A 212-nucleotide genomic window follows, 5' to 3' on the forward strand; every position below is an offset into this window, starting at 1 on the left:
ATGGTTGAAAAGATGATTTTAAAATTAATGAATTCTGGTGTTCGTAAAAAATCTTTGTTTATTGTTGGTGGTACTGAAATTGGTAAAACCAGAATGGTGAAAACTGTTTTGCGTAAACTTAGTTTAAAGTATAGCTATCTTAAAGGAAAAATTGATTTTTCACCTAAAAAGTTTGATGATTCTAGACCAGTAGTTATTATGGATGATATTTC

At 27.8% G+C, this 212-nt stretch carries 1 protein-coding gene; it reads left to right on the plus strand.

All coding sequences use genetic code 11. The annotated features are described in order from the left end of the window. Window positions 1-212 (plus strand): hypothetical protein (locus tag F1741_RS02305; protein WP_425305178.1); only part of this gene is annotated, 212 nt, incomplete at both ends.

Source organism: 'Cynodon dactylon' phytoplasma, assembly GCF_009268075.1.
GTDB lineage: Bacteria > Bacillota_I > Bacilli_A > Acholeplasmatales > Acholeplasmataceae > Phytoplasma > Phytoplasma cynodontis.